Origin of the sequence: Enterococcus sp. AZ128, assembly GCF_051714485.1 — a bacterium.
Taxonomy (GTDB): Bacteria; Bacillota; Bacilli; order Lactobacillales; family Enterococcaceae; genus Enterococcus_A.
In genome coordinates this window covers 37,171-61,335 of the sequence record NZ_JBIORZ010000001.1, presented here as the reverse complement: position 1 = coordinate 61,335, position 24,165 = coordinate 37,171, and the positions used below count along the sequence as shown (strand labels likewise).

General features: G+C 40.7%; 18 protein-coding genes. 7 read left to right on the top strand and 11 right to left on the bottom strand.

The window, feature by feature from the left end; all coding sequences use genetic code 11:
* Positions 1-19 precede the first annotated feature (19 nt).
* A complete protein-coding gene (locus tag IGI38_RS00280; protein WP_438725493.1) occupies positions 20-1,411 on the bottom strand; it encodes a 6-phospho-beta-glucosidase in 1,392 nt (463 codons plus the stop codon).
* Between the two features lie 219 nt (positions 1,412-1,630).
* Between IGI38_RS00280 and IGI38_RS00275 the strand changes: the two genes are divergently transcribed.
* Positions 1,631-2,548, top strand: a complete 918-nt coding sequence (locus IGI38_RS00275) for a MurR/RpiR family transcriptional regulator (RefSeq protein ID WP_438725492.1) — start codon at positions 1,631-1,633, stop codon at positions 2,546-2,548.
* Positions 2,549-2,641: 93 nt separating this feature from the next.
* Here the strand turns inward: IGI38_RS00275 and IGI38_RS00270 are convergent, their stop codons facing one another.
* The 3 genes from IGI38_RS00270 to IGI38_RS00260 all read right to left on the bottom strand — a co-directional run bounded on the left by IGI38_RS00270 (position 2,642) and on the right by IGI38_RS00260 (position 6,755).
* On the bottom strand, positions 2,642-4,537 hold the full coding sequence (locus IGI38_RS00270; RefSeq protein WP_438725491.1) for a beta-glucoside-specific PTS transporter subunit IIABC: 1,896 nt from the start codon (positions 4,535-4,537) through the stop codon (positions 2,642-2,644).
* A 187-nt stretch (positions 4,538-4,724) separates the two neighbouring features.
* Positions 4,725-5,567 carry a BglG family transcription antiterminator LicT gene (gene licT, locus IGI38_RS00265; RefSeq protein WP_438725490.1) on the bottom strand — a complete coding sequence of 281 codons (843 nt, stop codon included), beginning with the start codon at positions 5,565-5,567 and terminating at the stop codon, positions 4,725-4,727.
* A 336-nt stretch (positions 5,568-5,903) separates the two neighbouring features.
* A complete protein-coding gene (locus tag IGI38_RS00260; protein ID WP_438725489.1) occupies positions 5,904-6,755 on the bottom strand; it encodes a leucine-rich repeat domain-containing protein in 852 nt (283 codons plus the stop codon).
* A gap of 124 nt (positions 6,756-6,879) precedes the next feature.
* On the opposite strand from IGI38_RS00260, the gene IGI38_RS00255 reads away from it, so the two are divergent.
* Positions 6,880-7,392, top strand: coding sequence for a type 1 glutamine amidotransferase domain-containing protein (locus tag IGI38_RS00255; protein ID WP_438725488.1), 513 nt, complete (start codon positions 6,880-6,882; stop codon positions 7,390-7,392).
* Between the two features lie 87 nt (positions 7,393-7,479).
* Here IGI38_RS00255 and IGI38_RS00250 read toward each other — a convergent pair whose 3' ends face one another.
* The 6 genes from IGI38_RS00250 to IGI38_RS00225 form a co-directional block, all read right to left on the bottom strand.
* Positions 7,480-7,740, bottom strand: coding sequence for a hypothetical protein (locus tag IGI38_RS00250; protein WP_438725487.1), 261 nt, complete (start codon positions 7,738-7,740; stop codon positions 7,480-7,482).
* Positions 7,741-7,894: 154 nt separating this feature from the next.
* Complete coding sequence (locus IGI38_RS00245) at positions 7,895-8,044, bottom strand: hypothetical protein (protein WP_438725486.1); 150 nt, start codon at positions 8,042-8,044, stop codon at positions 7,895-7,897.
* Positions 8,045-8,193: 149 nt separating this feature from the next.
* Positions 8,194-9,036 carry a class C sortase gene (locus IGI38_RS00240; RefSeq protein ID WP_438725485.1) on the bottom strand — a complete coding sequence of 281 codons (843 nt, stop codon included), beginning with the start codon at positions 9,034-9,036 and terminating at the stop codon, positions 8,194-8,196.
* 16 nt (positions 9,037-9,052) lie between these two features.
* Entirely contained in the window at positions 9,053-10,957 is a 1,905-nt protein-coding gene (locus IGI38_RS00235; RefSeq protein ID WP_438725484.1) for a SpaH/EbpB family LPXTG-anchored major pilin, read from the bottom strand.
* 4 nt (positions 10,958-10,961) lie between these two features.
* The gene (locus tag IGI38_RS00230; protein WP_438725483.1) at positions 10,962-12,434 is read right to left on the bottom strand and encodes a SpaH/EbpB family LPXTG-anchored major pilin; all 1,473 of its coding nucleotides are present in this window, start codon (positions 12,432-12,434) and stop codon (positions 10,962-10,964) included.
* Positions 12,431-16,579 (bottom strand): SpaA isopeptide-forming pilin-related protein, encoded by a 4,149-nt coding sequence (locus tag IGI38_RS00225; protein WP_438725482.1) that lies wholly within the window; start codon positions 16,577-16,579, stop codon positions 12,431-12,433. The genes IGI38_RS00230 and IGI38_RS00225 overlap by 4 nt, the downstream gene beginning before the upstream one ends.
* A gap of 952 nt (positions 16,580-17,531) precedes the next feature.
* On the opposite strand from IGI38_RS00225, the gene IGI38_RS00220 reads away from it, so the two are divergent.
* From IGI38_RS00220 to IGI38_RS00205, 4 genes are read left to right on the top strand one after another with little or no spacing between them, the layout of a single operon-like run.
* On the top strand, positions 17,532-18,119 hold the full coding sequence (locus IGI38_RS00220; protein ID WP_438725481.1) for a TetR/AcrR family transcriptional regulator: 588 nt from the start codon (positions 17,532-17,534) through the stop codon (positions 18,117-18,119).
* Between the two features lie 2 nt (positions 18,120-18,121).
* The gene (locus IGI38_RS00215) at positions 18,122-18,979 is read left to right on the top strand and encodes an ABC transporter ATP-binding protein (RefSeq protein ID WP_438725480.1); all 858 of its coding nucleotides are present in this window, start codon (positions 18,122-18,124) and stop codon (positions 18,977-18,979) included.
* Positions 18,976-19,689 (top strand): hypothetical protein, encoded by a 714-nt coding sequence (locus IGI38_RS00210; protein ID WP_438725479.1) that lies wholly within the window; start codon positions 18,976-18,978, stop codon positions 19,687-19,689. The genes IGI38_RS00215 and IGI38_RS00210 overlap by 4 nt, the downstream gene beginning before the upstream one ends.
* The gene (locus IGI38_RS00205; RefSeq protein ID WP_438725478.1) at positions 19,673-20,386 is read left to right on the top strand and encodes a hypothetical protein; all 714 of its coding nucleotides are present in this window, start codon (positions 19,673-19,675) and stop codon (positions 20,384-20,386) included. Before IGI38_RS00210 ends, IGI38_RS00205 begins: the two co-directional genes overlap by 17 nt.
* A gap of 45 nt (positions 20,387-20,431) precedes the next feature.
* On the opposite strand, the gene metG is transcribed toward IGI38_RS00205, so the two are convergent.
* Positions 20,432-22,441, bottom strand: coding sequence for a methionine--tRNA ligase (metG, locus tag IGI38_RS00200; protein WP_438725477.1), 2,010 nt, complete (start codon positions 22,439-22,441; stop codon positions 20,432-20,434).
* Positions 22,442-22,925: 484 nt separating this feature from the next.
* Between metG and IGI38_RS00195 the strand changes: the two genes are divergently transcribed.
* On the top strand, positions 22,926-24,032 hold the full coding sequence (locus IGI38_RS00195; RefSeq protein ID WP_438725476.1) for a glycosyltransferase family 1 protein: 1,107 nt from the start codon (positions 22,926-22,928) through the stop codon (positions 24,030-24,032).
* Positions 24,033-24,165: the final 133 nt, after the last annotated feature.

Sequence of the window (24,165 nt, the reverse complement as noted above, 5' to 3'; positions counted from 1 at the left end):
TTTCCCTGCTTTCTTTGTTCTATACTTTTTCTAAATCTAATTCACGTGCCACTTCATCTTGTACTTCGATCCCTTCTTTTTCAAGACGTTCGATCGTTTCTTTGAAGTTTGGCAAGAAGTCTTTATGTGCGATAAATAATTCGTCCATGATGCGTTGTGCTGTTTTACCAGAACGTACCATTGGATTGATCGTGAATGCTTGCAACGCTGTATTGTAATCACCAGTAACGGCTGCTTCGATGGTTAGTAATTCCATTGCTTTCATCACTTGCAGCCAGCCGCGTTCTGCTGTTGGCAATTCGCCGAATGCAACATTACGAGCGCCTTGTCCGCCGATATAAGCAGAAACTTCAACTACGCAATCCGCTGGAAGATCTGGTACTGCGCCATCATTTTTTGTTGAAACGACTAATTGTGTGTCTTTGTTAGAATAAATCGAAGCGATTGATTCACAAGCAGCATCAGAATAGTATGCTCCGCCGCGTTGACCCAATTGTTCTGGCTTATAGTCTAGGTTTGGATCTTTGTACAATTCAAATAATTCTGTTTCAGTTTGCTTCACTTGCTGCGCACGCGTACCAATTGTTTTGTATTCTTCTAACGCATGAGCAAGCGTTTCTTCTTCTTGATAATAGTAATGATGGTAGCCGCAAGGGATCATTTCCATTTGCTCCAAGATTTCTCTTGGGAACGGAATATCATGGATATTTTTCGGCATCCCTGTTTCATCGCCTTCATACATTTTATCAATAATAGCCATCGTGATGTCTTTTCCATGATCATCAGCAACCTTATGCCAATGGAAGTGATTCAAACCAGCAAATTTGTAGATTAATTCATCCACGTTTTTGCCAATCATCTCAGGTTCAACCATCGTGGCCATCACAGGTACATTACATAAGCCAATTACTTTGTCCCATTTACCATAACGAACAACTGCTTCAGTCACCATGCCGCTTGGATTCGCAAAATTGATCAACCATGCATCTGGACATAAACGTTTCATATCTTCAACGATTTCTAAAATGATCGGAACAGTCCGGAAGGCTTTGAACATTCCGCCGGCACCGTTGGTTTCTTGTCCTAGCATGCCATAATAAGCTGGAATACGTTCATCTTTGATCCGAGCTTCTAATAGCCCCACACGAAATTGAGTCGTTACAAAGTCAGCGTCTTTTAGGGCTTCTTCGCGATCTAACGTCATATGGATTTTTACATCATAAGGTGAAGCATCCCACATACGTTGTGCCATCGCACCAACGATCTCTAATTTTTCACGGCCTGCTTCAATATCGACTAACCAGATTTCTCTAACGGGCAACTCATCGTATCGTTTGATAAACCCTTCCATTAATTCCGGTGTATAGCTGCTTCCTCCACCAATCGTAGCGATTTTTACTCCTGCTGACATTCGATCGACTCCTTTTGTTTTTATTTACAATTCAATTATCTATCACGTAAAATTCCAATTCAATCCGTTCACAAATTATTCCATCTATATTTACAAACAAGCGAAAGAAAACGGTTTATTTTGTAAATGTCGGTGGATTTTTTTCGAAATTATTTCTATTTAGCCACATAGGTGTTTACAAATGCTCTATAATAAATGTAAATAAGAGGAGGGTTCATTATGTTACTAGCAGAAAAAATGAAGCAAACGGATTTTTCTAACGCAGAAAGTGCTTTAGTAGAATTCATTTTAGACAATGGCACCGCAATCGAACCCTTGACGATTAAAGAAATCGCTGAGGCTAATTTTGTCCACCCCTCTACCTTGATCCGCGTCGCAAAAAAATTGGGCTACAAAGGCTGGCTCGAATTACGAACCGAATTTTTAGCTGAGCAAACCTATCTGCAAACCTATTTTGACGATGTCGATGCCAACTTCCCTTTTCAATCGAATGACGGCTTAATGACGATTGCCAACAAAATCGCTTCATTAGAACGAACAACGATCGACGATACGCTAAGCCTGTTGAATCATGACGATCTGCAAAAAGCCAAGCAGCTTTTATTGAATGCAAGACAGATCAAGATATTCGGCAGCAACGCCAACCTCCTGATCTCACAAGATTTTGCGTTAAAAATGCGCCGTATCAAAAAGAATGTCGTTACTAGCCAAACAATGGGGGAAGATGCCTATGAAGCCTTCAACAGTCAGGAAAAGACCTGCTGTATTTTGATTTCTTATACTGGCGAAAATAATTTTATTTTACAAATCGCAAAGATTTTAAAAAAACGAAACGTTCCTTTCATTGCGTTGACAAGCATCGGCGACAATACGTTGGCTTCTCTCAGTCAAGCCGTGCTAAGAATGACTACCCGCGAACGCCTCTATACTAAGATCGCGAACTTTACGATCAATTCATCTATTTGCTACTTGCTGGATGTACTGTATAGTGTTGTCTTTGCCGAAGAGTATCAAAAGAATCTAAATCACCTGATCGAGATCAGTGAACTCGTTGATAAACGAAAAACCAGCTCCGCTATCATGGCCGAATCGCCAGAGTCAATGGTACAATTTTCTGAGTCCTTCCGACCAAATTAACGTCCTCAAGAATAGCTTCACGAACGAGCTTTAGCGGCGAGTTCGTGAAGCCAGACAACGTTAAGGACAAATCATCCTATTTTTTTTGCAAAACTAAACTAGCACTGTTAACAATTCATCTTTGCTGCAAACATCTTCTTGTTTGTCAGCTTCAATAATATCCAAGTAATCCGCTGAATTGGTTACGATAACTGGTGTCTCCACGCTGAAGCCAGCTGCTTCAATCGCTTCGATGTCAAAGCTGACTAATTTATCGCCACGTTTTACTTTTGCCCCTTGTTCTACATGTGCTTCAAAATATTTTCCATCTAATTGAACCGTATCTAACCCAATATGGATCAATAACTCCAGACCGTTATCTGAAATCAACCCAATCGCGTGTTTGGTCGGGAACATCGTCATAACCGTGCCATCAAATGGTGCCACGACTTCACCGACTGTCGGGTGAATCACAACGCCTTTGCCTAATGCTCCTTGAGCAAACGCTTCATCCTTTGCTGTTTCTAATGGCATCATATTCCCTTGAACAGGCGACGTCACGATTTCTTTACGAACACCCATTTCATTTTGAACTTCTGTTTTTTCTGTTACTTCTTCATCTTTCCAGAACAACATTGTTACTACAAAACTGAAGACCATCGCTACACCGACTGCGATAAATTGAGTGACCATGCTGCTGATGTCGCCTTTATTGATGTGGCTGACAAATCCGAAAACGCCTAGACCGCCCATCATATAGCTCTTTGCTCCAAATAATCCAGTGATCAATGCCCCTACAGCTGCACCAATCATTGAGATGAGGAATGGTTTTTTCTTAGGTAAAGTCAGACCATAAATTGCTGGTTCGGTTACACCGAATAATCCTGAGATGACTGCTGGAATTGCTAATTCTTTTAATTTTTTGTCTTTTAGTTTGAAGAACATTGCTAGTACGACCGCTGTTTGGGCGAAGCTTGCAGAGAATGAAGCGGCTAAAATAATATCAGAACCTAACGTTGAGAAGTTGATCATCGCTAATGGGATCAAGCTCCAATGCAAACCGAAGATTACTAGGACTTGCCAGAAGAACCCAACCACGACACTCATAAGTATAGGTGAGAATTCATACAATGCTGTAAAACCAGATCCTAAAATGTTCGTCAAGAACGTGATAACTGGACCAATAATCAAGAAACCAAAGAAGACTGAGATCATGATCGTAAACATTGGTACTAAGAAGGTCTGCAGCATTTCCGGAATCAGACGTTTCGCCAGTTTTTGAATAAGACTCGCAAACCAGATAACTAAAATAACTGGCACCACACTACTCGTATAGTTGTTTGCGATAATCGGTAAGCCAAACACTTTAATGAATACGGGACTTTCCAGAATAGTGTTGGCAAACAGTGTCATGATCGGCTTTCCAGCACCCAAAGCCGAAGCCTGGATCGTTGGATAAACCATCGCCATCCCGATTGCGATACCGGTAAAGTCAGCAACCTTGAATTTGCGAGCAGCTGTCAAACCAATGACGATCGGCATGAAATAGAAAATGGCATCGCCAGCAGCCGTGAAGAATAAATCTGTCCCACTACCTGCTTCATACAATTTCAGATATAGGAATAACGCATTGAACCCTTTCATCATCCCGCCAGCCGTCAACGCACCTAAGAATGGTTGGAAACAGCCGGAGATTAAATCGATTAAGCGGTTAAAGAGATTGCCCTTTTCGCCCTCATCTTCTCCACTGGATTCGCCTGTGATTCCCGCAACTTCTAATACCTCTGCATAAACTAACGGTACATGGTTCCCAATAACCACTTGGAATTGGCCGCCGCTCTTCATGATCGTTACAACGCCGTCCATGTTTTTCAACACATCTTCATTGGCCTTTGCTTCATCCTTCAATTTAAAACGCAACCGAGTGATACAATGCGTCACGCTGTTGATATTTTCCTTGCCGCCGACATTGGCGATAATTTTCTCCGCTAAATCATGATATTTACCCACTGTTTTTTCCTCCTAGTTTGTATTAAGGGATTCATTTTCCTTCAGAAAATGAGTCTGATTTCCACTACATTTGCTCTTCCACTAACCGACAACCTGGGAAATACTTCGAAAAGTGGAATTAGCATGGTAGTTCAATTCGTTAGAAACATTGAGTGGTTGTTCAGCGCTAAACAGTACACCCAAACGTTTATTGATTCATTTTTTGGACTAATCGTGCGATATGGATCGTTAAATATAATTTCTCGTCATTTGACATTTCATAGTGATATTTTTTTCTGATAAAATCAGCAATTCGTTCAACACATTGATACGCGTTTTGATATTTTTTTTGAATGATTAAAAGCAGTTCGTCATCCGTTTCATCAGTCAGCTGCCGATGGTTCATAATGCGAGAAGCAAAGAAACGTAAATGCGTCGTGAAACGATAGAAGTAGACAGATTCCTCATCCAATTGAACTTTAAAATAATAGCTGGTTATTTGTATAATCTCCTGCATCAATTCCGCCATCATATAGGCGTCTTCATTGTCACTTTCCGTTTGTGCATTCACTAGGTGCAAAGCAATATTTCCCGCTTCGTCTTCTCCTAAGTCAATTTTGAACTGTTCCTTGATCTTCTTTACAGCACTCACACCAACTGAAAACTCATCTGGGAATAAGCGTTTAACATCCCATAATAATAAATTTCGAACCCGAACGCCTTCTTTAACTCGTTGAATCGCGGCGTACAAATGATCAGTGATCGATATATAGAGCGAGTCATTCAACGGATTCTTCAATGTGACTTTTGCCTCATCAATAATGTCATTGGCAATTTCTACATAGGTGATTGGAACATCTACTAACAATTCTTGAAACTTATGGAACAGATCACTGTTCGCAAGATGATAGGTTTTATCGATCGCCGTCTCAGCGATCTCATCCCCAATTTTTTTCTGAAAGGCTAGACCACGCCCCATCGCGACAATCTCGTTATTTTTTTGATCGGTCGTGATGACTACATTGTTATTCAAAATCTTCTGAATCTGCATCCAATGCTCCTCCGTTCTGTGACATTCGCTACTAAAAATCATTTCCACCGACTTCGTTCACTTAAAATGATAGATACCTTTGTAATCGTTGTCAAATCCAATTTTGTTCTTTTTTGTAAAGTCACCTCCTGTTTTAGAGCAACAAAAAAACCCAATGAGGGCACGACAAATACATCGTACACATCATCAGGTTTAGCTTGTATTTAAACAATCACTATCCATCATTTGGTCTATTTAATTCAAAGTCAGCTTAACAAATCTAGAAAGCGCTGTCAACAACTTTTACAAAATTAATTTTTATTCTGGCGCTATTTGTGAATGGCAGTTATTTACTTTTTAAGTGTAGACAATGCAGCCTTTCCGCTTCAAATCAACGATCCAGTCAGGTAAATCCAGCATATGGTTCCATCTCAGATCCAGTCTTTGTAAATGAGTTAGATCCAATAAGCTTTTCGGTAATGCCCGTAATTGATTGCTGCGCAAATCGAGCTCGATCAACGAGGAAGCTTGACCAATCTCTTTTGGAATCGAAGATAAATTATTGTGCCGCAAATTGATCCGCTGCAAATTTTGCGTACGATAAAAATTGAGTTCGAAGTTAGTCAGGTTATTTTTTTCTAAATCCAAAACACGCAAATTCTTCCAATCGCTATCGAAAAAGACGAAATCAGCGATTTGATTGTCTTTTAGATAGAGCTCATGGAGATTATTGAGCCTGCCGATTGATTGCGGCAATCCCTTCAACTGGTTCTCCATCACACGTAATTCAATCAAATTATCTAAATGTCCAATACTTTCAGGTATCTCTGTTAAGTAATTTTCACTCAAATTCAAATACTCGATCGCTGGAAGCTTGTCGAATAAATCGGGTAATTGGCTCAATTCATTGTTATGTAAATAGACATAATCCTTTAAATTGATCAGCTTGAAAAAACTTGCAGGAATTTCTGTAATCTTATTGTGGCCAAAATCAATGTTTTTCAATTTATTTAGACTACCGATCGCATCCGGAATCCTAGTAATTTGATTCGCAGAGATATTTAAAACCTCAAGTTTAATCATCGATAATAACTCCGTCGGAAAGTCTTTGAAGTGATTATTGAAAATATTGACCTCTGTAAACATTTCGCTAGAAGCTTCTAGTCTAGGTAATTCTGATAAATTTTGATTCATCGCAATTAATTTCATAAAAACCTCCTTTTGATTAATTATATCAGCTAATCGGTACTCCTACCTGACAAACAGATGATTTGAATTCCCGCTACTTATCATTTAGGGTAATTATATTGTCAAAAGAAAGGATGGACATTCAATGACCAAGAAAATTGCAGCAATCGTCACAGATTTAGTAGAGGATGTTGAACTATCCTCTCCCAAAGAAGCGCTTGAAAAAGACGGTAACGAAGTCACAATTATCAGCTTCGAAGCTGACCAAGAAATCACAGGTAAAAAAGGAACCAAGTTCAAGAGTGATAAAGGCATTGATGACGTCAAACCTGAAGACTTTGATGCACTATTGATTCCTGGCGGTTTTTCACCTGATCAACTACAGGGTGACGCACGTTTTGTAGCCTTCGTGACCTATTTCCTAGACAAAAACGAACCATTATTCGCCATATGTCACGGCCCTCAAATCTTTATCCAAACGGGGCTTACAAAAGGCCGCACGATGACTGCCTATACAACAGTCCGGCCGGATGTTGGTTATGCGGGTGCGATCGTTAAAGACGAACCTGTTGTGGTAGATAATAAACTGGTTACTAGCCGTACACCCGACGATCTTCCTGCATTTAACGAGAAAATCGTCGAAGTATTACAAGCATAATTACAAATAAAAGGACTGGAATTTTTTCTAGTCCTTTTTTACGTATTTAAATTTTTCTGCACAAATCACCAAACAATAGATTCCCCGTTAAAGGAGATATGCCAAAATCAGAATCGCCAAAAAGCCAAGAAAGAATGGCGGCACATAGCGGAACACAAAATCGCTGCAAGCTTTCCCCGTTCTTCGCTCCGCTTCGTAGCTGGGGTCCTCTCTATGTCTGATAAAATCCCAAGGAAGTCTTGCGATAAACAGGCCATTGGTCAACTTCAGCAACACGCCAAAAAGCAGCAATAGGCCTGTAACCGCGATCCCGCCAAAACCGATTTGTTCCATCACATAGCTAGCCAAAACAACCACCCGCTCTCCCTGTTAAACTCACAATAAACACGTTACTATGAGCTGTTTTCATCATTCGCTCAACGCTTACACCTAGTCTACCACCAACCCTGTATTTGTTAAATAAAAAAACAGCCCTTAACAGGCTGCTAATACCTCGTTTAGATTATCTTACGTAGCCTACCGCAACACAGTTCAGTCCATTTGTTCCGACAAAAGTATTGATGACCGTTCCATTTTGCGGAAGATAACCATCTTTTTCTTTGTTCTTATTAAATTCCTTGATCGTAAAAACCACGATATGTTTAAAAGTCATACCCATACTCCTTTGTGTTAGATTAACTTTCATTTTATCAAATACAATCGGAGTATGTAAACGGAATCAATAAACTTTCTGACTCTAAAGGACTTGCCTAAGACCCTTAAAATCAGAAAGTTTGCATTTTTTATGCTGTACTATAATTTTTAACGAGATTTCGCAGCTTTGACCCGCTTATGGATCACACTGCCGACACCGACGATCAGTAAAAGACAGAAGATCGTGATCGCTAAATACTTATTTCGTTGAATTCGATCTGCTTCAGCAAGAGTCTCCTTCATCTCATCATCAAAAGGAATCCGCGTTCCTCGAACTAACAGCCGATGGCTATTAACCCCATAAGGCGTGCAGGTCATCAAGGTCACATAATCTTTATCTTCAACAATATTCAAGGCCTCGACTTCTGTGGGCTCGATGGTTTGGATCTGATCTACTTTGTAGGCCAGTGTCTGATTTTTATATTCCAGATAGAAGTGATGGCCTTTCTTCAGTTTGGGCAAATCACTGAACAATCGTGCTTCCTTTAATCCCCGATGAGATGTGATCACCGTGTGGGTACTTTTACCGCCATTCGGGTACGATGTTCCTTCCAGCAAAGCGGCCCCGCGTTTTAGAAAAAGACCGTCCGTCTGATCAAACACCGGTAACGCAACGCTGATTTTAGGAATTCGAATAACGGCAATCGTATGTTGCTGATAATAATCCTTTTCAAGTTTAGTCGCCTTTGCTTCCTTTTTAGTAAACGGGTCGCTGCCGGGGACATCCATCTTGGCAATTTTTTTGTTTTCTGCTTTAATTCGTTGTTGCTCCTGCTGGATTGCTTGGCGATTTTCAGCGTTGGATTTTTCTTGATAATAATTGATGACTTGCTGATTCCAAAAATTATTCAATGTATCTCCAACAACCGGATACAGCAGCGCACACAAGCCCCCGATCATCACTATGAACATCAGCATATCTACGAATAATTTTTTGTAATTTTTCTTCATCGAACCACCAATTTTCTTACTTGTCAGTCAATCGATGTCGTTGTTTGAAGTAGGTGATTCCGCTGACCAAACCAATGATTCCTATCACGATCAGTCCAACGATCCCCATTCCTCCAGTCATCGGCAGAATCCCTTTGGCTTTGTTTTCCACTCGCAGAATTTGACTTTCTCCGGCTCCGTCGGCGGTAAACGTCATATCTTTTAATTTTACGTAGCCAGCGGGGGTTTTTGTTTCAACCAAAGTATAATAATCCGCTTCATCTGATCCAAGACCATAAATCCCAAACTTTCCTTCATCGTCAGAAATGAGCCTTGTCGCATCCTTTTCATCAACAACCCAATTAACGACATAGTTTTGGGCATAACCTCTTACAGTCGGAACGAAATCTCCAGTATCTTCCGTCGTCAGTCTCATAAAATCGCCGGCTTTATTTTTTATCGCAAATTCGGCATCTTTTAATTTTTTATCTGATTTGCTATCGACTTTGACAAAACGTTTCGCATAAGTCTGGATGCGCTGCTTATCTTTCGAATCGCGGAAGCAATTCTCAAAGACCACATCATTGTCAATTTCTTTCAGATCCGTTCCTGCTTTGACTTTCATTGTAGCTTCAAAGGACAAGGTTTTCGTCGCATGGCGCGCTAAATTCCCTGGAGTAAATGTAATGCTAAATTGATTTGATCCCGGCGCCATAGCAAATTTCGGAGACAATCCCGTCGGTTCTCCACCATCTACTTTGATACTCTTTAAAATTTTTTCTTCACTGCAGCAAAGTTCCAGTCGCTTATCAAAGGTATCGATCAGTTTATATGTGTTATAGATTCCGACATCTTCAGGGATTTTTTTCGAAATAATGTAGGTGATCTCTTGCCCATTTCGAACGTCATTATCGTCTACCTCTTTTTTTACATTCGGTACCTTGAAATTATAGGCTTCAGCGATATTATCGCCAAATGGTTCTTCCAATTCCTTCGGCTGCAGCTGGTCATCATAATAATCGTATTTGGTTACTTTCCACTCATCTGATACAGTAACGGATACCTTTGGATTGATTCTAAAGTGAAATTTATAATCGTTCTCTGGATTCTCATCTTGCTTTTCAGATGTCGCTACATCACTTTCAATTTCATAAAATTCATAGATTCCTGGTGATAAGATCAGCCCTTCTGCTTTCACGATGCCGGCTTTATCAGAGATAAACTCCGCGGCACGCTCTTTATCGGCTTCCACTATATCAAAATCATTCGTAGTAGAATTATAGTAATTGCCGTCTTTTTTCTTTAAAATAAATTTCGCACCTTTTAGAACATCTTTCTTTCCATCCGAATCAATGCCGTATTTAATAAACTTCACATCATTCGTCGGCATTTCATTTTTTGGATAAACATGCACCTTCGTTCTTAGAACGCCAGCCTCATCATGAGAGGGCAGACCAATAACAAAGGGCTCTGATTTGGCTGGAACGACTCCCGCAGGAAACGTTGTCTGCTTGATCAAATAAATCGCATTTTCTTCTCCAGATTTTATTGGCAAAGCGAGTTCGGCTAATCCGTCACTGTCTGTCTTTGGAAAGGCATTTCCAGTTATGGTTGAAGTCTCTGCCTTTTTTGCCGCCTCGATCGCTGTGGTTTCTTTTGCTGCGTGGTCACCACTCGCCGTTTCGTAAGCTTTCCAATAAATATCGGTAACATCATAGGCGGTGAAGATCGAGCCTGCCAACGGTTCTCCTGTAAAATCGAGCATTTCATCGCCAGTATTTTGAATTTCATTTGGCAGTTTATCGTATTTTAAATTATGGATGACGACAGTCTGTTCACTATTTGTCCCAGCCTCAGCTATTCCAACAAATCCTAGTACCCCTTGTGACATTACCGATGCTAATAAACCGATCATGAGAAATAACTTTTTTTTGATTGTCATTTGATTATTCACTCCTTCTAGTTTTCCGCTTAAACGCTAGCACAATGACTCCTACGACTAGGCTTCCGCCGATCAAGATAAACAACAGATTTCGCGTATCATTCATTTTCGGGTATTGAGCAAGCGGCCCTGTAGCAAGTTTCTTTGTTTCTGTCGGACTAGGTTTCTCTGTTTGTTTGCTCGGCGGCGTCTCCTTTTGATTGACTACTTGCAGAATGCCCTTAGAAAACGTATAGCTGCTCTCAGAAACCTCAAAAGGAATTTCCTTTTTACTTACAAGATAGCCGTCTGGAGCTTTTATTTCTTCTAATGAATAGTTGCCGTAACGCAACCCCTTGATTTCAAAGAAGCCATCCTCATTCGATGTTCGCTTAAGTAGACTTGCCTCCTCTTTCTTTTTGGTCCACTGATACTCTTTTTCGCCTTCCAGCAAATACTCCCCTTTCGCGTTTTTAACAATAAACACAGCATCTGATAAGACGTGATCTTTCTCTATCGCATCGACCTTAATGAACTTCTTCCCGCCCGTTTTGACCTTTCTTTCCCGGACGATCGTATCAAAATCGGTTTCCAGCTCCGCTTGGTTGATGATGTCCTGATCAACTTTGCTCGGATCTTTTAAGGTCATCGTGTAGCTTATCGTTATCTTTTTTCCGATATGGGCCTTTAGTTTTGCCAGATCAAAGTTTAATGTAAACCCATGATCTGAAGTCGCTAATTGGTAACCGTCATAGTTTTCATCAGCTGTTTTGACTACGATCGATTGCGCATCCAGCAGCAAACTTTCATCGGCTTGATCTGAAATCAAAAACTTGGTGTACATCGATAGACTAGATGGCAGCTTCGTCGTCAATTCATACATGATTGGCTCCCCCAGCTGATAACTTGGTTGTTGACCAAGAATCTTTTTTTCAAAGGGCGGGTGAACGATCTCATTCTTGGGATACAGATGGATCGGCCCTTCAAGGAGTTCGCCAACTGGGTCGATTATAGGTAAGGCTACGACCATATCGACTGCTTTACTCTTAACGTCGCTTGGTGCGGCACTCTCGCGAAAAAGATAGACCGCATCCTCGCCTCCAGAAAGCTTTGGCAAATGAAATTCCGCGACCCCATCTTTGCCGCCTATTGTCGCTGTAACTTGTTGTGCGAGAAACGTCCGATCAGAAACATCCATATTTTGCAGCTCTGATTGAACTTTCTTCGCGTCTTTTTCTTCTGATTCAGCCAATAAGCGATAAAAATCGGCGGTCACATCGTACACGTCAAATGTCACACCATTCAGCCCGTCGTAATCCTTCAGGCGTTCGTCCCCCTCATTCTGACTGGCCTCAGGCATCCCGTTTTCTGGAAATACAAGCTTGTGCAAGGTAAATGCCATCGTGTCTGTCTCTGCTGCATCGGCCTGCCCGCCCATTCCCAAAAAGCCAGAAAAGAGAATCGCGAGCATCATGAGTGATCTAATGAACTTTTTCATGACAAACCCTCCTTTCTCTTCATTGGAAAGTGATACCACAGACCAATCAGCAAGCCGATCAGGCCTAAGGTAATCAGTAACGCCCCGCCAGCTCCGCCTGTTTTCGGCAAAGGTGTCCGTGGATTGTTTCTGGCAGTGAACTGGATTTGAGAATTCTGCTCCCCTTCGCCCTTGGTGACGCGGACATCCTGCTCATCAAGGTCATCGCCGTCATATGTCACAGTGACCTTTCCTCGTTCAGAGATTGAAATCGTAAATTCTCCCTTCAATTTAACGAAACCATCTGGCGCTTTTGTTTCTTTGACTGTGTAGTTTTTTCCTAACTGAAGCAGATACACGTTACCGCTATCATCGACAAACTTTCCGACACCATCTTCACCTGTCTCTGCTTTCGCCAAAAGCTGTTCACTGCCAGTCTCAGTTAATGAAAATTTGCCGCCCTTCAGACTGCGCTCACCAATCGCACTTTGCTTCAAGATCGATAGTTCAAAGGGCTTGCTTCGCTTGTTCTTATGTTCATGGAGGTATTCGTGATTCGGTGTCCTATCATCGATCGTAAATGTATGGACAGTGTCATCCAGCTCATACCCATCCGGCGACTTTGTTTCCTGTATCGCATAGGTGCCATAACGAAGGTTCGCGATTTTTTCAAGATCGATTGGTGCGCCATCTCCGATTTGAACGATCCGATCCTTTTTGACTTTGATGTTCGGCAGAAAATCGTGCAGCTCTCCATCTTTATCTACACGGAAAATCGCAAATTCAGCGATGCCATCGATCAATTCATTTTCGTCATCCACTTTTCTGATTTTTAATGCGCCGTCTACTCCACTAGAAGTTCCTGATCCTTGAGTAGACTTGACTTCTACCTTCTTGATCGTTTCGCTGATTTGCTGCTCCCCGCCAAAAAGGGTGGCACAATTGGCTATTTGCGTCCCGTTTTTGATCGCTGGATCAATGTTAGTATGGTACTCGATGATATAAGGCTCTGATATAGATTCGCCTAAAGAAATCGTTAATGTTTGCGTCCCCTTCTCAAGATCATTCGTAAGCGTCGCCGAACGCCCATCCTTAGTCAAATCAACGGGTTCGCTTTTTACGTATTGCCCATTTTGCTTGACTGCTTTATATGCTTCTACTTTTACTTTCCCATTTTCTTGTTGGAAGGTTTGTTCATTAATGGTTACTGTATCGGTAATGATCGGTTTATTGATGGTTCGACTGTCCTTATTCAGCACGATTTCATAATTTGCCTGCAGCATAGCCTCGCTGTCATTCATTTCTTGACTGCCGTTCTTGGTCAGCCAATTTCCTTTATAGCTTTTTTCTACAAATGCTTCGATTTCAAGTTTTTCACCTTCGAATTCCATAGACGCTTTATTTTTATACTTAAAGACATCCTCATCCGCCTTCACTTTAATAAAAAGTGCAAAAGGTTCATCAATATCTTTCAAAAGCTTGATATCAAAGCCTTCAGAACCATCTTCATTTGGAATACGCTCATAATCAACATGCTCCTCAAGTTTGGGGCCGAATCCTGTTAACCCATATTCGGGTCGACCATGGGTTACTTTGTGTATCTCGACCTCTGGATTCGTTTGCCCTTCATGGATATCCTCATGAATGATCGTTCCAGCCTTTAATTTCAATCCCCATGAATTTATCGGAACGGTCCAATAAACCGAATCTTCCGCTGGTTTTTCTCCTGCAAAAGGACTGACCTGATTTTTATATTCCTCTTTCACCCCTACAAATGCCCCATATTTCCAGCCATTTTGACTCATTTGGATGTCGAGCCACATCTCAGCTTCATCCGAATCGTATCCTTCTTCTCCATTTTCTTTCCAATACGTAACGATTGCGGAATTCATGAAATAGTTGCTTCTGCCTCGCGAATTTTCGCTTTGTTCTTCCATCATAAAGTGGGTATTGTAGCGCATTTGCAGCGTTTCACTCGTTTCCGCATACGCTCCGATCAGTTTAACCACGAAACCCTCTCGATAGTTTTCCCCTTTAGATACTAATTCGAAATCTTCTCCTTTTTTTAATTCACGAGCCTCATCAATGTCATTATCGTCTACGGGATTCTTTTTCAAAGGATATATATGAAGCGTCCCCTCATTCAATCGCAAAGCACTTTTATTACCGCCATCAACTCTGCTGTATTTATCTTCGATCACGGCATTTTTCATCACAACTTTATTCTTATTGATTGAGGTCCACCAAGTTATTTCTCGGTTCATGTAATCTGTTCCGGCGTGGTATTTGATCACCCCTAACAGATCATCATCCCCGACCCCGCTGCTGCCATCATATCGCTTCCCTTCGACCCATAAATAATTGGGAATTTCTTCGTTGGTCGGCAACGGCAGTTCAAATGCATTCGTTTGGTAGCTGAGATAATAAGTCCCCGCTTTCGCAAATTCGATCCCGAATCGTATGATCTGTTCCTTTCCATCATTGTCCTTTTTCGTTACCTCTTCTGCTTTAATAAAGTCCCAATCTTCTGGATCAAGCGGCTCCCCTCGAGCATTCGTGATCTTTAATGTTGATTGATCTAAATAATGCAGCGCTCCTTGCGGCCAACTATCATTTTTATACATCTGATCCACGATCGTCCCGCCAGCGTTATTGATCGTCGCCTTGATTCGCCAATCCAAGATTCCCTTTTCAAACTGAGAATCAATCAGGAATTTATAGCTGGGGATATCGACCAATGAGACAGTCGCTAGCGCACTGTTGGCTATGAAGTTTTTCCCTTCAATCGCGGCTGTATTTTGATAGTCATTCACGCTGACGGCATCCGTGATTTTCGAACGAATGATGAATTTTACCGGATGCGTTAATTTTTCATTCTCTCGATCTAAATTAGGAAACGTTAATTCAAAATAAGGTCTAGCTCCTTCTGGTCTAAACTGCAAGCACTGGTAAAACCCAGACTCCGCCTCTTTCCAGCCCCCCTGCCCATCGGGAACTTCACATTTTGTGCTTGAAAATTCAAGGTAAGCTTGTAACGTGTCTGTAACTTTGACATTCGACAGCTTTCGACTATTCGCATTGATAATAACTTCCCAGGTGACAACATGATCATCGCCAATGGAACCGGTTTTGGTGATATCAGCCTTAGCAATATCAACCTTTACTTCACCACTTGTATTTCCATCCTCATCAATCTGCTCTTCGGTAATGATTTCATTCCTGGATTGATCCACATCCAATTGTGTAAAAAGATGGACTGTTCCCTCACGATTACTTACTGCGGCTGCCTTGTCATTAAATCTGATGGTTAACAATCCATCAAGACTTAGGTCAAACGTTCCGAGGGATTCACCGCCTGGCACAGTATTTTCTAATGGCTGATTCTTTATCGTCTGATGCACCGCAAAATAGTCCTGCAGCTTATAGGTGTAGTAGTCACCAGCTTGAATCTCTACCTCATTGTCCAACATCCAATTAAAATCGATTTGAATATTATCGTCTCGAGTGGGTGGTTCCTCATTTGAAAAAGGATTGCCATCCTCGTCCAAAACCTGCATACCGCGGATTACCCAAACCTTCAATTCATTTAAATTTCTTCCTTCAGTTTGACGCCGATCATTCTCAAAATCATTTTCAACTGCTGTTTCAACAAACAGTGATTTCACTACTTGATTGCCAAAATCAAGTGCCACTTCTGAGACACCTGTTTTAGGTACTTGTGCTTGCAGTGTTAGGCTGCCTTGGTAGTGCTCAACAGAGTGATAGTCCGGAACCCTTTCATCAGCCGTCAGCTGATAATTTTGAGCGAATATAAATTGAACCACACCATCGCTTACTTGAAAGCTGCCCATCCCATCTGGCAAAGTGCCGCTTTGTTCACTGTAAGTCAGCTCTGCTGGCAGTATTAGTTGTCGGGTGTCGCCCTCTTCAATCAGGTCCGGACTGCTCATTTGCCACATAAGTTCAATGGATACGAAATCCTGCTCGTTGACCAGATGATTCGGTGTGTTAGGTTCTCCCTTCGAATTAAAAACGACCGCATCCGTCACCTTGATTTCGCTTTGAGTGTCCATGTTCTCGGCTCGACTGCCTGCATTTATCGGAACCAAACTAATCAATAAGCCAATTACTACCATCACACTTGTCATCCAACTTGCCTTACGCATATTTCTCATCTCCTCCTCCAAAGAATTCGGAACTATAATAAGTCATCAAAATTCAATTATAATTACTTGAAATCACTGGAATATAATAAAATTCACCTTAATTAAATCCTAACAACAAACTTTTTATTCATCAAACTAGCCTAAAAATGTTAAGTCCCTGCCAAAAAAAAGCTTTACTTGTAATTTAACAAGCCTATTTCCCCATTCATTCGTTAGATTTTTTTTTATCACTGTTATGAAGAAGCTAATTTTTAACATCCAAAGTCACTATCCTAAAAAAAAACTTACCAAATTGATTTTCCATGACGATTTGAAGTCGATTTTTGCCTGTATGACAGTCTTTTTTTAATTTTTACTTTGCTATAACGGTGAAAAACCTTTTCCCATTTTTTTTCAAAATCTTTATTAATTTGGTCAAAAAAAGACCTTAGAATCACGTTACTAAGTAACACGATTCTAAGGTCCCTAAAATGAACGATAGCCCGCTCAATTAAGAGCAGGCTATCTAACTAATCAATATTTGTTATTCTAAAGTTGAGGGTGTTGACTATTACTAAAAATTAACTATTTCTCGTTTAAACGATGTATTCCCAAATCCTTCTAATACATCCTTGTAACCCTATAGTTACGCCAGTTTGATTAAATTTCATCAAAATGAGTTAAAGTTGTCGCATAAAAATATTTTTCGTATTGATAATACTATAGCATACTTTTTTGGCAATTAGAAATACCCAAATGAAGCATTATCCAATTCTTTTCAATTATTTAATAATTTTATCGGTCTAAAATAATCCCGCGACCCAGAATCAATCTTGGAGAAATAAACAGTGAATCTGCCTAAAATCCCTTGTTCAGAGAAATCAAAGTCACAGCGAAGATTGACAAATGAAGAGGAATCACATATATTTATATGACTATATAAAATTTCCAGTCACATAAATCGGAGGATAATATGCCAAAATTTAGTGAACAAGAGCGGCAAACGATTGCCGCACGATTGCTTGACGTTGCAGAGGAGCTTTTTTGTGAGTATGGCTTAAAAAAGGTAACCATTGAAGAAATTGCTAAAGCCTCATTGATTGCTAAAGGTTCCTTTTATGCTTTTTTCCCTAGTAAAGAAGAGCTTTATTTTACCCTGTTAGTCAATTGTCAAAAAGATATGTGGAAGCAAATGGATAATTTTTTGTTAGAACATCGCACGTTAAAACCAAGAGTTCTGGTAAAAAAGACGATGGTCTTTATGTTCGAATTGATGTCGCATTATCCTTTAATTCAAAAAACAGACAGCGAAACAATGGCTGTGCTATTTCGCAAACTGCCGCCTGAAGTCGTTGAGGCTCACTCGGGAGAAGACGCAGAAGCTTTGGATCTCTTTATAAATTACGGCGTGCGCTTCACTGAGCCAATTGAGGTTGTTACGAAATCTTTCCAAGCACTCTATGGTGTAATCGTTCTATTGGAAGAAGAAACCGAGACATTACGCACACAAGTAGTGTCCGTCATGATAAACGGTTTAGTAAATCAATTAGTGGAGGAATAATAATGATCACGGTTGAGAAGCTTTTTTATCGCTATCCAAAGAATGACGAAGATACGTTGAAAAATATTAACTTCAATGTTCGAAAGGGAGAAATATTCGGCTTTTTAGGTCCCTCCGGTGCAGGTAAAAGCACCTTGCAAAAAATATTGACTGGTACCTTGTCTGACTATCTTGGAAATGTCTCCGTCATGGATTACTCACTTAACCATTTATCGGAGGACTATTATAATAAAATCGGGGTCGATTTTGAGTTTCCGAATTTTTATAGCAAATTCACTGCTTTAGAAAATTTGGCCTATTTTTCATCTTTATATGTGCAAGATATTTTAGACCCGCTCCCGCTTTTGAAACGAATGAACTTACATGATGCCGCTCATAAACCCGTCGCTCGTTTTTCCAAAGGGATGAAGACACGCTTGGGTTTTATTCGCTGTTTGCTGCATGAACCTGATCTGCTTTTTCTAGATGAACCAACTAGTGGATTAGATCCAGCAAATGCTCGGATACTTAAGGATATAGTCAAAGAACTTAAAGAGGCAGGAAAAACTATTATTCTCACGACGCATAATATGCATGACGCAGAAGAACTTTGTGATCGTGTCGCTTTTATCGTCGATGGAGAGATCCAAGCATTGGATACTCCTGCGGCCTTTCGCCATACCTTACAAGAAAGAAACGTCGTATATACATTTCTCAATCAAGAGAACAGGGAGGAAGAGCGAAGTGTTCCAGTAAATGCTCTCTATTTGAACACCCATTTTCAATCGATGTCGAAAGCTGAAAGAATCACTCGAATCCATTCCAGGGAGCAGACCTTAGAGGATGTTTTTATCGCGATAACAGGAAGGCGGCTAAGATGAGAGTATTACGGGTGATAAAAAATGATATGCGCTATCAGATAAGGTATGGATTTTATTCTATTTATCTTCTTCTAACGATTTTTTATATTCTGATCCTTTGTCAGATCAATGATCCAGTCATCAAAAGTATAGCTGGAACATTAATCATCCTTAGTGATCCTGCTGTTCTAGGTTATTTCTTTATTGGAGGCATTTGGCTGCTGGAAAAAGAAGAAGAGCTGCACAGTTACGCAGCGATCTCGCCTTTGAAAAATGCTGAATATGTATTAGGAAAAATCGTTTCTTTGGGAATCGTCTCCACCTGTTCTTCATTAGTCATTACTGGACTCACAATGCCTTGGGTGAATCTCTTTACTCTAACTGGAATCGTTTTTCTTTCCTCCTGCTTTTTTACTTTGATCGGACTGCTTTTGGCTACCTTCGCAAAAACAGTCAATAGCTACTTGATGATTAGTGTTCCACCCGCATTGATCCTTTTAACTCCTGGAATTCTGTCAGTTTTGGGAATAGATTTCCCCTTTAAGACCATTATTCCGGGTACACTGGTCTTTCAATTAATCAGAGGTACACTGAGAAAAGATTCTGAACCTGTTCTCTTACTCAGCTTGGGGCTGCTTTTATGGACAGCCCTTCTATTCCTCTGGACGATTCGTCGGATCGCTCATAAAATCAAGCCTTCAAGGAGGAATAGACATGCGTTCGACCTTTAAAGTGTTTTTGATCGGCTTTCGTGTGATCTTGCGCGATGTCATTATGCTGGTTTTAATTCCGGCTCCTTTTTTTGTTGGGATCGCTTTTCGCTGCTTGCTGCCAATAACGAATCAGCTTCTGACGCAGCATTTCTCTTTTTCGATCACTCATTATTATGCGTTGACCGATGGCTTGATGATGCTATTGGCACCCACTTTGCTGACGATGTCCAGTGCGTTTTTACTTTTGGAGGAAAGCGATGAGGGGATCAGCAGTTATTACCAGATTACACCTGCTGGCCGTCTGCACTATCTCATGGCCAGAATTGGAATCCCTGCGCTTTGGGGATTTTTTTGCAGTGTTGTCACAGGAAAACTTTTTGCTTTATCGACGCTTTCTTTTTCTACAATTTTTTTATTTTCTTTAATCGCTACCTTATTCAGCATCGCAATTGCTTTGATGATCGTCGCATTTGCAGCGAATCGCGTAGAAGGATTGGCGCTTTCAAAGCTTACTGGGATTACGATGGTGGGCCTCTTTATTCCATGGTTTATTTCCGATAGCTGGGGTTGGTGCATGAGTATTCTTCCTACTTTTTGGTTAGGAAGAATAACCCAAGAAACCTCCATTGAGTTTACTTTGTTCATGGGAATCCTAACAAGCCTGCTCTGGATCACTTTCTTTATCAAACGATTCTTACGTAAAATCAATCGTTAAAAAAAGGTCGAAACTCTCGAGAGTTTCGACCTTTTACGATCATTTTTATCCAACAATCGCGCCGTTTGGCATATCATTAGGTGCTTCGACGACCTTCAATGTGCCGTCTGGAGCTTCAGCCGAAAGGATCATTCCTTGACTGATCTCGCCGCGCATTTTACGTGGCTTCAAGTTGGCAACAATAATTAACTTCTTACCAACTAAACTTTCCGGATCTGCATAAAATTCTGCGATTCCAGATAGAATTTGGCGATCTTGTTTATCTCCTGCGTCTAAACGGAATTGCAATAATTTGTCAGCGCCTTCGACTTTTTTACATGCCATTACTTCCGCAACTTTTAGTTCGACTTTATCAAAAACATCAAATTTGATTTCTTTATCCTTCACTGAAACGAGTTCTGTTTCTTCCGGATTCCATTTGATTTTCTCTTCTTCCGGCTGACTGCCTTCAGACATTTTTTCTTTGATATAAGCCGTTTCTTCCTCCATGTCTAAACGAGGGAAGATAGGTTTGCCTTTCGGTGTCACCTTCGTATTTTCTGGGAACTCGCCGAAATGGATCGTCTCCAAGTTCATCATGTCCGCATTCAAACCTAATTGTTCAAAAATACGTTTTGGTGTTTGTGTCATGATCGGCTGCAAGAGAATCGCAACAATCCGCAAACTTTCCGCTAAATGAACCATTACGCTGTCTAGTTCTGCTTGACGTTCTTCATCTTTTGCTAGGACCCAAGGCTCTGTTTCATCAATGTATTTATTTGCTCGCGAAACCAACGTCCAAACTTCTGCTAATGCATTGTTGAACTCCATTTTATCCATTGATTCGCGGTAGCGACTCACAACATTCGCCGCTGTCGTTGACAATTCGCTATCGAAATCGGTAACCAATGATTTATAAGCCGGTACGGCACCCTCACAATATTTATTGATCATGGCAACTGTACGGTTTAATAGGTTCCCTAAGTCATTCGCTAAGTCATAGTTTACTCGAGCAACGAAATCTTCTGGAGTAAACACACCGTCTGAACCAAATGGGATCGCTCTTAATAGGTAGTAACGCACAGCATCTAGCCCATAACGTTCTACCAGCATTTCAGGATACACGACGTTTCCTTTTGATTTAGACATTTTGCCGTCTTTCATCATCAACCAACCGTGACCGTAGATTTTCTTAGGTAAAGGCAATTCCAGCGCCATCAACATGATTGGCCAATAAATCGTATGGAAACGAACGATTTCTTTTCCGACCATTTGAACATCTGCGGGCCAATATTTCTTAAACAGGCTATCATCATCAGAATCATAACCTAATGCAGTAATATAGTTTGATAGAGCATCAATCCATACATAAACCACGTGTTCAGGATTTGCGTTTACTGGGATTCCCCACTTAAAGGTCGTCCGTGAAACTGCCAAATCTTCCAAACCTGGTTTGATGAAGTTATTGATCATTTCATTTTTACGAGATTCCGGTTGGATAAACTCTGGATGTTCTTCGTAGTATTCCAACAAACGATCCGCATATTTACTCATCCGGAAGAAATAAGATTCTTCACGAACCAATTCGACTTCGTGACCACTTGGCGCTTTTCCGCCGATCACGTTGCCTTCTTCATCGCGGTAGACTTCATCTAATTGCGTTTCAGTGAAGTATTCTTCATCAGAAACTGAATACCAGCCTTCGTATTCTCCTAGATAAATATCCCCTTGTTCCAATAACTGATCAAAGATTTTTTTGACCGCCGCTTGATGATCTTCATCTGTCGTCCGAATAAATTTGTCATAACTGATGTCCAACGTCTTCCATAACTTCTTGATATCCGTCGCCATCTTATCCACATACTCCTGTGGATTTACGCCAAGTTCATCCGCTTTCTTTTCAATTTTTTGTCCGTGTTCATCGACCCCCGTCAAATAGAACACATCAAAGCCCATCATGCGTTTGTAGCGAGCAATCGCATCACAGGCAATCGTTGTATAAGAATTCCCAATGTGCAGTTTGCCACTTGGATAATAGATCGGCGTAGTAATATAAAATGTTTCTTTCTCTGCCATGAGGCTCCTCCTTTAAAAATAGATTCCTACGTAGTATACCACAAACAGCCATTTATTTTTTGCACTTAATGGTAAAAAAGACTGTCGCTGTAAATTGAACAAAGAAAGAAACTTATTTTTATGAAATTAACGACGTAGATAAAATCCTTTTGATTTTACGAGTCTTTTCTAATAAAGAAGCTGTTATATGCAAAATTGAAGGCAGCAAAAAAATAATCCAGAATGAGAGCTGTTCAAAATGTGCCTTCTCATATTCTGGATTATTTTCATTAATTTTGATATCTCAAATCTATTTAATTACATCCGTAAACAATTGAGTCCCATATACCATTGAACCATAACAATATACATCCATATATTCAAATCCTTTAAAAAAATTAAAAAGCTTGACCAATTTGGAACGCTATCATTGTTATATAATAAAGAAGCTAAGGTAACAATCGAAGGAAGATAAGAATTCATAAATTAAAAGGAGAGAACACTTATGCCAACAAAACCGGTGTCACAAATCACTCTATTTACTATGGGAAAAGAAAATCTAGAACGTCGAATTTCAAAGGTATACGCAGATTCGCCAGATGCGGATTCTGTTATCCAATATATTGTGGCAGTGCTGATCCGGCACTCGTTATGCATCAGTGATTTCTCTGATTTTTGCAATGAGTTGGTGAAGGAAATCTTCTTTTTTGCAGAGCCGTCAGATGTGCTGCGCAAACTTTGCCCCTTGTTCCGTGATTCTTTTCAAGGTGGAAAAGAATGGGAACAGGTTTTTCGTCGTTTATATAAGAATAAAAACGAATATCACCGCTTCAATAATCGATTGAGTGACTGCAAGAAGTATTTATTCACTGAAACAACGCCGGTAGAAGAAACCGATGGCCAGCAATATAAACTCATGTCGACCTTTGAGGATGCGGTAGGGAAAATTCACACCTGGAGCTTGCGGGATGCGGATCTTCATTCGTCAGGAATGAAAATCGACGCGGTTTTAGAGCTGCTGAGTTCCTTAACGATCTTTGAGAAGGACGGCATTCGCCGCTTTGTTAAACTAGAAAACTCTGATATCCAAAACTGCACCCGCCATCCTAAAGTCAAAAAAGGCGAGATCGTGGAGGAGACCGAACCACGCAAACCAGTTCAACCAATAACGGAAGCGGTATCCGGCGTTGACTTCGGTACGATGACGGAAGATGAAAAGCTGAAATTAGTGAAATTGTTATTACCAGAAGGGATGATTCTGACCGATACACGAATGAATGCGCTTAAATCTGAAGCCCCAAAGGAAAAGGAGTGTACTGAAAGTTCCGTTGTAACACCACAAGCAGCCGAACCAATCAGCGAAGGCACTGTTTCTGCAATAAAAGAAGAAGTAAAAGAAGCTCCAAAAGCAACAACTAAAAAGGCCTCTGAACCAAGACCAATGGCTCTTTCCACAACCGGAAATCCCAGTTTTAAAGAATATAAAAAGCCAAAAAGCGCGGGGCAACTGGAGCGGGAGCGCCGAGAAGGATTGTTGAGGCAGATACCCGAAGGGAAGAAAGCGTCTAGAAAAAAGAATGCAAAGAATAAGCGGAAAAATAAACGGAAATAGGCTATTTCCGCGGACCTGAGGGCGTCATTTTGTAAAAAAATTTCCTAAGCATGAAGGGTTATTTGTTGTGGAAAACCTTCGAACCCTTTACAACACCATTAATCCTAAAAAGCAGAACAACCACACTAGCATA

What these genes read in the sequence shown, in the direction of transcription:
- IGI38_RS00280 (WP_438725493.1), bottom strand. Translation starts at nt 1,411, where the DNA reads ATGTCAGCAGGAGTAAAAATCGCTACGATTGGTGGAGGAAGCAGCTAT.
- IGI38_RS00275 (WP_438725492.1), top strand. Translation starts at nt 1,631, where the DNA reads ATGTTACTAGCAGAAAAAATGAAGCAAACGGATTTTTCTAACGCAGAA.
- licT (WP_438725490.1), bottom strand. Translation starts at nt 5,567, where the DNA reads ATGCAGATTCAGAAGATTTTGAATAACAATGTAGTCATCACGACCGAT.
- IGI38_RS00260 (WP_438725489.1), bottom strand. Translation starts at nt 6,755, where the DNA reads ATGAAATTAATTGCGATGAATCAAAATTTATCAGAATTACCTAGACTA.
- IGI38_RS00255 (WP_438725488.1), top strand. Translation starts at nt 6,880, where the DNA reads ATGACCAAGAAAATTGCAGCAATCGTCACAGATTTAGTAGAGGATGTT.
- IGI38_RS00245 (WP_438725486.1), bottom strand. Translation starts at nt 8,044, where the DNA reads ATGACTTTTAAACATATCGTGGTTTTTACGATCAAGGAATTTAATAAG.
- IGI38_RS00240 (WP_438725485.1), bottom strand. Translation starts at nt 9,036, where the DNA reads ATGAAGAAAAATTACAAAAAATTATTCGTAGATATGCTGATGTTCATA.
- IGI38_RS00235 (WP_438725484.1), bottom strand. Translation starts at nt 10,957, where the DNA reads ATGACAATCAAAAAAAAGTTATTTCTCATGATCGGTTTATTAGCATCG.
- IGI38_RS00230 (WP_438725483.1), bottom strand. Translation starts at nt 12,434, where the DNA reads ATGAAAAAGTTCATTAGATCACTCATGATGCTCGCGATTCTCTTTTCT.
- IGI38_RS00225 (WP_438725482.1), bottom strand. Translation starts at nt 16,579, where the DNA reads ATGCGTAAGGCAAGTTGGATGACAAGTGTGATGGTAGTAATTGGCTTA.
- IGI38_RS00220 (WP_438725481.1), top strand. Translation starts at nt 17,532, where the DNA reads ATGCCAAAATTTAGTGAACAAGAGCGGCAAACGATTGCCGCACGATTG.
- IGI38_RS00215 (WP_438725480.1), top strand. Translation starts at nt 18,122, where the DNA reads ATGATCACGGTTGAGAAGCTTTTTTATCGCTATCCAAAGAATGACGAA.
- IGI38_RS00210 (WP_438725479.1), top strand. Translation starts at nt 18,976, where the DNA reads ATGAGAGTATTACGGGTGATAAAAAATGATATGCGCTATCAGATAAGG.
- IGI38_RS00205 (WP_438725478.1), top strand. Translation starts at nt 19,673, where the DNA reads ATGCGTTCGACCTTTAAAGTGTTTTTGATCGGCTTTCGTGTGATCTTG.
- metG (WP_438725477.1), bottom strand. Translation starts at nt 22,441, where the DNA reads ATGGCAGAGAAAGAAACATTTTATATTACTACGCCGATCTATTATCCA.
- IGI38_RS00195 (WP_438725476.1), top strand. Translation starts at nt 22,926, where the DNA reads ATGCCAACAAAACCGGTGTCACAAATCACTCTATTTACTATGGGAAAA.